This window comes from Nocardiopsis yanglingensis (assembly GCF_045809185.1).
In the GTDB taxonomy this organism is placed as follows: Bacteria; Pseudomonadota; Gammaproteobacteria; order Xanthomonadales; family Xanthomonadaceae; genus Stenotrophomonas; species Stenotrophomonas yanglingensis.
In genome coordinates this window covers 50,522-60,995 of record NZ_JBJNRH010000011.1, presented here as the reverse complement: position 1 = coordinate 60,995, position 10,474 = coordinate 50,522, and the positions used below count along the sequence as shown (strand labels likewise).

Here is a 10,474-nt window from a genome sequence, read left to right as displayed (position 1 = left end):
GGGTGTGGGGGGCGGTGCCCCTAAAAATTTTTTATAGTTCTTATTTTTTTTGGGGGCCCCCCCCCCCCCCCGCCACTACCGGCGCTGACGCAACAGCGTCCACGCGCCCCAGCCACTGGCGGCGAGCGCTGCCAGATAGCAGGCCACCATCGTACGCAGGCCAACCGGTGATCCTGCATTGATGCCGCGATGCAGGCGCAGTTGCAGCGAGCTGTGGCCGCTGCCCAGGTCCACCGCCAGCTGCAGCGCCAGCGCGGCGCAGAACACCAGCAGGGCAATCCCGAATCCGATGCGCGGCCACGCGGCCTGCGCGTTGGGGCGGCGCAGCAGCCAGGCCAGTGCCGTGGCTGCGGCCAGCGTCGCCGCGATCCACATCAGTGGCGTAGCGGGAGACGCAGCGGCCACCGGCAGTGCACCGGTGGCCGCGATCATGACGACGCGCTTACTTGCGGGTGCCGTCGAGCCAGTTCGGGCCCTTGTTGGTGAGGAAGAACACATAGACCACCAACGATACCGCGATCGTCGCGGTCACGTAGATGGCGAACCAGTCGACGTGGCCGGTCTTCAGCGCGCCCTGGTACAGCAGCGGGGCGGTGCCACCGAACAGCGAGTTGGCCAGCGCATAGCCCAGGCCCACGCCCAGTGCACGCACGTGGGTGGGGAACAGCTCGGCCTTCACCACCGCGTTGATGGAGGTGTAGCCGGTGAGGATGACAAACGCCATGGCCAGGGTCAGGAACGCCAGGGTGGCGTCATGCTGGTGCGGCAGCTGGGTGATCAGGTACCAGCTGTACAGCACGCCACCTACACCGAAGAACACCAGCAGGGTCTTGCGGCCGATGATGTCCGACAGCCAGCCACCGACCGGCTGCAGCACCATCAGGAACGCCAGCACGCCCAGGTTGATCAGGGTGCCGGTCATCGGGTCGTTGCCGGCGAAGGCGCTCTGGATCATCTTCGGGCCGTTCACCGAGTAGGTGTAGAAGGCCACGGTGCCACCGGCGGTGATCAGGAAGCACAGCAGCAGCGGGCGCCACTGGTGCACGAACAGTTCGTACATCGAGCCGGACTTCTGTGCCTTGCCCTCGCGCGCGGCCTCGATGGACGACTCCGACAGCGACTCGTCCATGCCCCGGCGCAGCCAGAACACCACCACTGCGGCGATGCCGCCGATGCCGAAGGCGATGCGCCAGCCCCATTCGGAGATTTCCGGCTTGCCCCAGAAGGTCAGCATCAGCAGCAGGGTCAGCTGGGCCAGCACGTGGCCGCCAACCAGGGTGACGTAGTGGAAGGAGGACAGGAAGCCGCGGCGGCCGGGAATGGCGGCCTCGGACATGTAGGTGGCGCTGGCACCGTACTCGCCACCGGTGGCGAAGCCCTGCAGCAGGCGTGCGAACAGCAGGATGACCGCGGCCCAGATGCCGATGCTGGCGGCGGTAGGGGTGATGGCGATCAGGAACGAACACAGCGCCATCAGCGTGACCGACACGGTCAGTGCCAGGCGGCGGCCGTGGCGGTCGGCGAAGCGGCCGAAGAACCAGGCACCGATCGGGCGCATCAGGAAGGTCGCCGCGAAGATCGCCCACACGTACATCGTGGAGTTCTTGTCATCGGGCGAGAAGAACTGCGATTCGAAGTACACGGCGAACACCGAGTACACGTAGACGTCGTACCACTCCACCAGGTTGCCGGCGGAGCCTTTGAGGGTATTGGAGATGGAACGCCGCAGCGCGGCGCCGTCGGTGCTGGGGACAGCGGAATGGGACGTGGTGCTCATCCGGGTGGGAATCCTCGATGCGGCGCTTCCGTGCGGGAAAGATCGGTGCCAGCCGCGCGCGGGGCGCTTGCGGCCAGCCTCCTAGGTAATGCATCCCACGTCAACGCCGGGTGCCGAACGAGCGGGCGGGGAATGGGACCGGACAGGGTGACAGCGGGCGCCGGACGGGCCTATAGCTAAATCGTCGTACGCCCTTTCGCGTCCGGCATCCGGGAAGATTGCCCATCCGCGTTGCAGTGTGTTGAAAACCGGGGTTATTTCAGCCGGCCGAACGTCCTAGAATCCGCGTTCCCCCGGCCCCTCTGGTGCGTCATGTCGGCTCCCCCTGTTCCGTCTGCGGCTGCCCCCCGGGGTGGCCTTGTCGCGCTGGCATTGCTGCTGGTCTACGTGGTCTGGGGCTCGACCTACCTGGGCATCGCCAAGGCCCTGCACGGCGGCGCACTGCCGCTGACGATGGTCTCCGGCAGCCGCTTCATCATTGCCGGCGGCCTGATGTTCCTTGCGCTGCGCCTGTTCTGGAAGCTGCCGAACCCGACCCTGCGGCAATGGCGCAACCTGGTCATCATGGGCGTGACCATGCTGGTGCTGGGCAACGGCATGGTGGTGCTGGCCGAGCGCGAGGTGTCCTCGGGCCTGGCCGCCACGGCGGTGGCGTCGGTGCCGCTGTGGATGGCGCTGTTTTCGGCGCTGCGCGGCCAGCATGCCAGCCGCGGTGAGTGGCTGGGCATCGCCATCGGCTTCCTCGGCGTGGTCTGGCTCAATGCCGGCAGCAGCCTGACCGCCTCGCCGACCGGGCTGGTGCTGCTGCTGATCGCGCCGATCGGCTGGGCCTTCGGTTCGGTGTGGGCACGCGGTCTGGACCTGCCGGGCCCGTTCATGACCGCGGCCGGGCAGATGGTCTGCGGCGGCGTGCTGCTGGTGCTGATCGGCCTGGCGGTGGGCGAGCGCCCGACCACGCTGCCCGATACCGGTGGCCTGCTGGCGATGGCCTACCTGTGCGTGTTCGGCTCCATCGTCGCGTTCACCGCCTACGTGTGGCTGCTGCAGAACGTGCGCCCGGCGCTGGCGGGCAGCTACGCGTACGTCAATCCGGTGATTGCGGTGCTGCTGGGCGCACTGCTCAACGGTGAACGTTTCGGCTGGCGCGACCTGCTGGCGATGGCGGTGATTCTTCTGGGTGTGGTGGTGCTGACGATGGCAAGGACGAGAAAGAAATGAGCATGGACGAGAAAGAACAACGCCGGGGCCTGCTGGTCACCGCGTCCACCTTCGTGATCTGGGGCCTGGTGCCGGTGTACTGGCACCTGCTCAACGAGGTGCCTTCGTTCCAGATCATCGCCCACCGCATCATCTGGAGCACGGTGCTGGTGCTGGGCTGGCTGCTGGTCAGCTCGCGCCTGGGCTGGTGGCAGAAGATCGCCGCGCAGCCGCGCGCGCTGCCGATCCTGCTGGTGTCGAGCCTGACCATCGCCTTCAACTGGGGCCTGTACATCTGGGCGGTCAACGCCGGCCATGTCATCGAGACCAGCCTGGGCTACTTCATCAACCCGCTGGTGAACGTGCTGCTGGGCGTGCTGGTGCTGAAGGAACGCCTGCGCCGGCTGCAGTGGGTGGCGGTGGCGATGGCGGCGGTGGGCGTGGCCTGGCTGACCATCGATGCCGGCACACCGCCGTGGATCGCGCTGGGCCTGGCCTGTTCGTTCGGCCTGTATGGCCTGCTGCGCAAGCTGGTTTCGGTCGACCCGGTGGCCGGCCTGGGCGTGGAGAGCATGTACCTGTTCCTGCCGGCACTGGCCTTCGCGATCTGGGCCGAGAACGGCCATGGCGGTGCGTTCTTCCATGGCTGGGGCTGGCGCAATGACCTGCTGCTGATCTTCGGCGGCGCAGTCACCGCCGTGCCGCTGATCGGCTTCGCCTACGGCGTAAAGCGCATTCCGCTGTCGCTGGTCGGCATCCTGCAGTACATCGCGCCGAGCCTGCAGCTGCTGCTGGGCGTGTTCTTCTTCCACGAAGCGTTCGACACCGCCAAAGCGATCGGCTTTGCCGCGATCTGGGCCGGCCTGATCCTGTTCGTCGGTGACAACGTACGTGCGATGCGAGCCGCCAAGCGGTAGCACTGTGCAGCAGCGCACATGACCCCGCAAAAAAGAACGGCGCCCCGAGGGGCGCCGTTCTGCTTCCATCCACGGCCAGGAGAGAGTTGGCCGGGGCGGGAACGCGGTTGCAGGCTTAGAAGCGCTGCTGGTACTTCATGTACATGAAGCGGCCGATGTCGAAGCCACCGTAGTAGGTGAAGCTGCTGTTCGGCTGGCTGTACATGATCGGACCCTGGTGGTCGAACACGTTGTTCAGGCCCAGCGACACGGTGCCATCCCACGGCAGGCTGTAACGCACCTGCAGGTCGTGGAAGGTGTTGGAACCCACCTTGCGGCTCGGCTGTGCATCGGTATACGGCGAAACGAAGTCGGCCATGTTGCAGTCCGGGCCACCGCCCAGATCATACGAACAGGCTTCCTTCATGCCGGAGTAGTAACGCGCGGTCCAGCCGATGCCCAGGTTGCCGTACTGCCAGTCCAGGTTGACGGTCGAGCGCACGCGGAAATCACCGGCCCAGCCCACGCGCTGCTCCACCGGGGTGGTGGCGGCGCTGTCGTTGCGCTGTTCCAGGTAGTCGGTGTAGGTGGTGTTCCAGTTGATGGCGAACTTGCCGTATGCGGTTTCCGGCAGGCGGTAGCGCACGCCGATGTCATAGCCGGCGGTTTCGCGGTAACCGGCATTGACCAGCGAGCGATCCAGCGCGGTCACCTGGCCACGGGTGGCCGCAGCAGTGGAACGGGTGAAGCGGCCGCAGGCCGAATCCACACCCTGCACATAGCACTGGTTGAGGATGTCGGTGGCCGACTCGCCGACGATGGCGTTGTCGATGCGGATCTTCCACCAGTCCAGGCTGATGTCCAGGCCCTGCACGAAGTCCGGGCTGTAAACCAGGCCCACGGTCCAGGTCTTGGCGGTTTCCGGCTTCAGTTCCGGGTTGGAACCGGAGTTGAAATCGGAGGTGGCCTGCTGGCCCGGGCGGTTGGCGACATTGCCATCCGAGCCGGTCTGCTGGCGGAAGTTCGCCGGCACGTTCAGCGCCTGGCAGCGAGCTGCCACGGTGGCGCTGCTGGCGGCGATACCGAACTTGGAATCACACGGGTCGGTGAACGAATCACGGCTGGACACCGCGCCGCCGTAGAGGTCATCCACGGTGGGAGCACGGAAGCCGGTACCGTAGGTCGCGCGCACCAGCAGGCTGTCGATCGGCTTCCACTTCAGGCCGAACTTGCTGTTGGTGGTCGAACCGAAGGTGTTGTAGTCGGTGTAGCGACCCGCCAGGTCCAACGACAGTTCGCGTGCGAACGGCATGTCGGCCAGCAGCGGCACCTGCAGCTCCAGGTAGACCTCGTTGAGCGAGTAATCGCCACGGGTCGGCTGGCCGGTGGTGCCGGCGATCTGGCCCTTCTGCACCATCAGGTCCGGGGTGTAGCTGGCTTCTTCGCTGCGGTGCTCGAAGCCCATCGCACCCATGATGTCACCGGCCGGCAGGGTGAACAGCGAGCCGGAGATGTTGGCGCTGGCCACCTTGGTGGTGCTGCGCATCTTGTCGACGAAACGGGTGAACAGGTAGTCCTGCACGTCCTGGTTGCTCAGCGAGCCCGGGCCCGTATAGCCCATCGGTGCGGCCGGGTTCCACGGCACGCAGCCGGCAATCACTGCACCCGGCGTGCCGCAGCGCGCCACGGTGCCATCCATGAAGGACGGGCCGACGGCCTGATTGACGTGCGGCTGGTACAGGCTGCCGGTGCCAACGCGCTCGCCTTCATTGCGGTTGTACATGTAGCTGACGTTCCAGTCCCAGTAGCGCGAACCGGCTTCGAAGCTGCCTTCCAGGCCGAGGCTGGCACGCTTGGTTTCCAGCGTGTTCTCGGTGCCGCGCGGCAGTTCTTCGGTGCGGTGCGAGAACAGGACGTCCTGGCCCCACTTGTTGAAGGTGCTGTCCTTGGACAGGGCAGCACGGGTGCCATTGCGTGCCTGTGCGGCCGAGACCGAGTACGGGTAGCCTGCCAGGTGCTTGGTCGACTCGCGCTTGCTGTACAGCGCGTCGGCCACGATGCGCAGGTTGTCGGTGATCGAGAAACCACCGTTGGCGAACACCGACGTGCGCTCCAGACCGCTCAGCAGGCTCATGTTGGTCTTGGCGTTGGCACCATCAGCCGGATTCGGCGTGTGGAAGTTGCCTGCCTTGCCTGGATCACCGCCGGGGCCCACGGTCAGCGGCTTGCCGCCGACGGTGACGGTACCCCACTGGGTGGTCGGGCTCAGCGCGTCGACGTCATCGGCGTGGCGTGGGCCACCCGGGTAGCGGCTGAACTCGCGGTCCTTGCCGAGAATCTCGTCTTCCTTGGTGCGCTCGGCGCCAACGCTGAACCAGCCGCGGTCGAAGGTCTTGCCGAAGGTCGCGCTGTAGGAACGCTTCTGGCCGTCGCCTTCACCGTACTGGCCAACGTAGACGCTGGCTTCGCCGCCATCGAAGTTCTTGCGGGTGATGATGTTGACCACGCCGGCGATGGCGTCCGAGCCATACAGCGCAGATGCGCCGTCGGTCAGCACTTCCACGCGCTCGACGATGGCCGACGGAATCGAGGCCAGGTCGGAGTAACCGCCGGCGCTGACGCCCATGCGGCGGCCGTCGATCAGCACCAGGCTGCGTTCCGGGCCGAGGTTGCGCAGGCTGACATACATGCCGCCGAAGTCGCGCGAAGAGCTCAGCGACGAGGAGCGGCTCAGGCTCGGTGCGCCGGCTGCGGTGACATCCTGCAGGATGTCGGCAACGTTGACGTAACCCTTCTTCTCGATCTCGGCGCGGCTGAGCGCGACCACCGGTTGTGCGGTCTCGACACTGGCCTGGTGGATGCGCGAGCCGGTGATTTCGATGCGGTCGAGGTTGGTCGGGGTATCGCCGGCGCTCTGTGCGAAGGCGGGGGTGGTGCAGCTGGCGGCCAGCGCGATGACGATCGCGTTGCGCAGCGGAGTGGTTTTCAGGGACATCCGTGAAATCTCGTGTTTCAGGAAAAACAAGCGCCCGTTCTATGGGCGCGTGGGGTGCTGCAAACCAACGTGGGGGGCGCGATTCTAGAGTGTTTCCATTCGTAACTGTTTGTCGCTGCGCAACGGATGTGCGCGAAAATGAATCGCAACCAACAATCCACAGATGCGCTGTGCGCAGCGTCACGTGCGCTGCGTTGGCGATGGGCAGAGGCATCGATAGCGGCGGATTTACCGCAATCTGTAGCAGTGCATATGCGCAGGCATCCATCCACGCATGGCGTGGATCTACTGCACCCGGATCTGCCCCCCCCAACGAGAAAGGGACGGAGCCTTCGCTCCGTCCCCCTGCGTGATGCGCGTTGTATCGCTGCGAAATGCTCAGGTTTCGCGCAGCGCCGTGGTGATCGGCAAACGTGCTGCGCGCAGCGCCGGGAACAGGCCGCCGACCAGGCCGATGCCCAGTGCCCATTTCAGGCCGGTCCACAGCAGTTCCGGCGAGACGTGGAACTTGAACACCACTGCGCTGAAGTTGCTGCCGATGGTGGACACGCTGTAGCCATTGAACAGCAGCCACGCCACTGCGCAACCGAGCAGGCCGCCCAGCAGCGCCAGCAGCATCGTCTCCAGCATCACCGCCGTCACCACCGGCAGGCCGCGGAAGCCAATCGCACGCATGGTGGCGATCTCGCGGGCGCGCGTGGCCACTGCCGCATACATGGTGTTGAGCGCGCCGAACACCGCACCGACCGCCATGATGGTGCCGATCACCTTGCCGAGGATGTCGATCAGCTTGGTGAGGCCGCCGCCCTGCTTGCTGTAGTAGACGCGGGTGGTTTCCACGTCCAGTTTCAGGCGCGGGTCGGCGGCGACGGCCGTCTTGAACTGCTCGAAGCCGGCCTTGCCATCGGTGCGCACGCTGATCGACTGCCAGGCACTGCGCTGGTAGGTGGTGGCCAGCGTATCGGCATCGGTCCACAGTTCCGAATCATGCGCATCGCCGGTGGCGAACACACCCACCACGGTCCAGGTCTGGTTGCCCAGCGTCAGCGTCTTGCCAACGTCCAGATCGCGGAACTTGCCCTTGGCACCCTGGCCGACCACGATCTCGCGCAGGCCTGTGGCGAACTTGCGGCCTTCGACGATCTTGACCTTGTCATGCACCGCCCACGCCTGCGGGCCGACGCCGCGGAACTGCGCGTTGACGTCGGTGCCATCGGACTTCGACACCAGGTTGACCACCTGCGACAACTCCGGTGACAGTAGCGGCCGGCCTTCGGCATCGCGGCTGATGCCGGGCAGGGTGGACAGCGTCGGCACCTGTTCGCGGGTGATGACCGAGTTGGTTTCGGCCTGCGAGCCGCCGCGCAGCACGATGGCGGTGGTGTCATCGCCGGTGTTGTTGAGCGTGGCCTGGAAGCCTTCGCCCATGGCCAGCATCGCCACCAGCACGCCGACCACACCGGCGATGCCGACTACGATCACCGAGGACGCGCCCCAGCGCTGCGGCAGACTGGCCACGCCGATGCGGGTGGCGGCCAGCGCCAGTCGCCCACTGCGGGTCAGCAGCAGCCACAGTGCCACCAGCACGGCCACGGCCAGCACCCCGATCCACGGCAGGCTGATCCACAGCACCAGGCCGATCACCAGCAGCAGCACCGTCACGCCGTTGCCCAGCCACTTCTTGAGTTTGCTCTTGAACATGTCTGCGTTCTCCTCAGCGGCCGGCCAGTGCGTCGACGATCTTCAGGCGCTTGGCACGCAGCGCCGGCAACAGGCCGACGATGATGCCGATCACCACGATCAGGCCCAGCCCCATCAGCCAGGTCGGCGTCGGCACGTGCGGCGGCAGCATGCCCATGCTCTTCGGGCCGATGGCTGGCAGGATCAGCGCAGCCAGGCCCATGCCGATCAGGCCGCCCAGGCCGATCAGCAGCACCGACTCCACCATCACCAGGGTCAGCACGGTGCCATCCTTGAAGCCCAGCGTCTTCAGCGTGGCCAGTTCGGGCACGCGCTCGCGCACCGCCTGCGCCATGGTGTTGCCGGTCAACAGCAGCAGGGTGAAGAACACCGCACCCATGATCGACGTAACGATCATGCCGATGTCCGCGAACTGCTTGACGAAGGCCTGCTGGAACGCCGATTCGGTCTGGGTCTTGGTCTCGTGGTCGGAGTTGGCCGAGATCGCATCGATGGCCTGCGCCACCCGCGAGGACTGGTCAGGGTTGTCCAGCGTCACCGTGTACCAGCTCACCTGGTTCTTGATGTAGTCGTTGGATTCATCGAAGTACTTCCAGTTCATCATCAACTGGCGTTCTTCGTTGGCCGCCAGGGCACGGTCCTTGGAACGGTAGATGCCCTTCAGTTCCAGCGGCCAGTCGTTGCTGCCGCCCCGCGGGAAGATGGTGGCCTGCAGCGGGATGGTGTCGCCGATCTTCCAGCCGAACTGCTTGGCCAGCGTCTCGCCGACGATGGCGCCGGTGCGGGTCTGCTTCCAGTCTTCGAGCTGTGCCGGATCGATCTGCAGTTCACGGTAGACGTCGAAGTAGTTGGGTGACACCGAGAAGTTCGGGAAGAAGTTCTTCGGGTCCTGGTAGATGCCGCCGAACCACATGCCGTAGGCCACGTCGCGCACGCCGGCCACCTGGCGCACCTGCGCTTCCAGGCGGATCGGCAGCGATTGGGTGATCGACAGTCGCGAGGCCACCACCAGGCGGTTGGCGCCTTCCACGCTGCCACCGGAGGTGAACGCCACGCGTACCGAGTCGAGCATGCCGAACAGCAGGAATGCGGCCACCACCGAGAGCAGGGTCAGCAAGGTACGGGTGCGGCTGCGGAACAGCTGCGCCCACACCAACGAGAAATATTTCATCGTTGTGGCCTCCGTCAGTGGGCCAGCGGCGCGTCGGCCAGCTCGCCTTTGTCCAGGTGCACCGTGTGGGTGGCGTACTCGGCAGCCTTCGGGTCATGGGTGACCATGATGATGGTCTTGCCGTGTTCGCGGTTGAGCTGCTGCAGCAGGCCGAGGATCTCCTCGGCGGACTGGCGGTCGAGGTCGCCGGTCGGTTCGTCGCAGATCAGGAAAGTCGGGTCGGAGACGATCGCGCGGGCGATCGCCACGCGCTGCTGCTGGCCGCCGGACAGTTCATTGGGGCGATGGCTGCGGCGGTCGGCCAGGCCGACCAGGGTCAGCGCGATCTCGGCGTTGCGCTTGCGCTGCGCTGCATTGAGGTGGGTCAGCAGCAGCGGCAGCTCCACGTTCTTCTGCGCGGTCAGCATCGGCATCAGGTTGTAGAACTGGAACACGAAGCCGACATGGTGGCTGCGCCAGGTCGACAGCTGGCCGCCGCTCATCTGGTCGATGCGCTCGCCTTCGATGCTGATCTCGCCGCCGCTGGGGTTATCCAGGCCGCCGATCAGGTTGAGCAGGGTGGTCTTGCCCGAGCCGGACGGGCCCATCAGCGCAACGAAGTCGCCGCTGGCGATGTCCAGGTCGATGCCGTGCAGCACCTGCACTTTCTCGGGGCCACGCTGGTAGGTCTTGGTGATGTTGCGCAGTGAAACCAGGGTCGACATGGGTGGTTCTCCACGGAAGGCGGGAAACGGGGA

At 65.8% G+C, this 10,474-nt stretch carries 8 protein-coding genes; 2 read left to right on the top strand and 6 right to left on the bottom strand.

Translation table 11 applies throughout. The features are described 5' to 3' along the window. Nucleotides 1-75 precede the first annotated feature (75 nt). Together ACJ7C5_RS15005 and ACJ7C5_RS15000 are read right to left on the bottom strand one after the other, a co-directional pair. On the bottom strand, nucleotides 76-432 hold the full coding sequence (locus ACJ7C5_RS15005) for a hypothetical protein (protein ID WP_232460594.1): 357 nt from the start codon (nucleotides 430-432) through the stop codon (nucleotides 76-78). A 10-nt stretch (nucleotides 433-442) separates the two neighbouring features. Next, nucleotides 443-1,777 (bottom strand): MFS transporter, encoded by a 1,335-nt coding sequence (locus tag ACJ7C5_RS15000; protein ID WP_088023485.1) that lies wholly within the window; start codon nucleotides 1,775-1,777, stop codon nucleotides 443-445. A 312-nt stretch (nucleotides 1,778-2,089) separates the two neighbouring features. On the opposite strand from ACJ7C5_RS15000, the gene yedA reads away from it, so the two are divergent. Then, a complete protein-coding gene (gene yedA / locus ACJ7C5_RS14995; protein WP_088023486.1) occupies nucleotides 2,090-2,995 on the top strand; it encodes a drug/metabolite exporter YedA in 906 nt (301 codons plus the stop codon). A gap of 2 nt (nucleotides 2,996-2,997) precedes the next feature. After that, the gene (gene rarD, locus ACJ7C5_RS14990) at nucleotides 2,998-3,891 is read left to right on the top strand and encodes an EamA family transporter RarD (RefSeq protein WP_412704332.1); all 894 of its coding nucleotides are present in this window, start codon (nucleotides 2,998-3,000) and stop codon (nucleotides 3,889-3,891) included. A gap of 115 nt (nucleotides 3,892-4,006) precedes the next feature. Here rarD and ACJ7C5_RS14985 read toward each other — a convergent pair whose 3' ends face one another. The 4 genes from ACJ7C5_RS14985 to ACJ7C5_RS14970 all read right to left on the bottom strand — a co-directional run bounded on the left by ACJ7C5_RS14985 (nucleotide 4,007) and on the right by ACJ7C5_RS14970 (nucleotide 10,441). Then, the gene (locus tag ACJ7C5_RS14985) at nucleotides 4,007-6,865 is read right to left on the bottom strand and encodes a TonB-dependent receptor (RefSeq protein ID WP_412704331.1); all 2,859 of its coding nucleotides are present in this window, start codon (nucleotides 6,863-6,865) and stop codon (nucleotides 4,007-4,009) included. Nucleotides 6,866-7,243: 378 nt separating this feature from the next. After that, complete coding sequence (locus tag ACJ7C5_RS14980; RefSeq protein WP_412704330.1) at nucleotides 7,244-8,566, bottom strand: ABC transporter permease; 1,323 nt, start codon at nucleotides 8,564-8,566, stop codon at nucleotides 7,244-7,246. 13 nt (nucleotides 8,567-8,579) lie between these two features. After that, nucleotides 8,580-9,737, bottom strand: coding sequence for an ABC transporter permease (locus tag ACJ7C5_RS14975; RefSeq protein WP_412704329.1), 1,158 nt, complete (start codon nucleotides 9,735-9,737; stop codon nucleotides 8,580-8,582). 14 nt (nucleotides 9,738-9,751) lie between these two features. Beyond that, nucleotides 9,752-10,441, bottom strand: a complete 690-nt coding sequence (locus ACJ7C5_RS14970; protein WP_049399872.1) for an ABC transporter ATP-binding protein — start codon at nucleotides 10,439-10,441, stop codon at nucleotides 9,752-9,754. Between the last annotated feature and the right edge of the window lie 33 nt (nucleotides 10,442-10,474).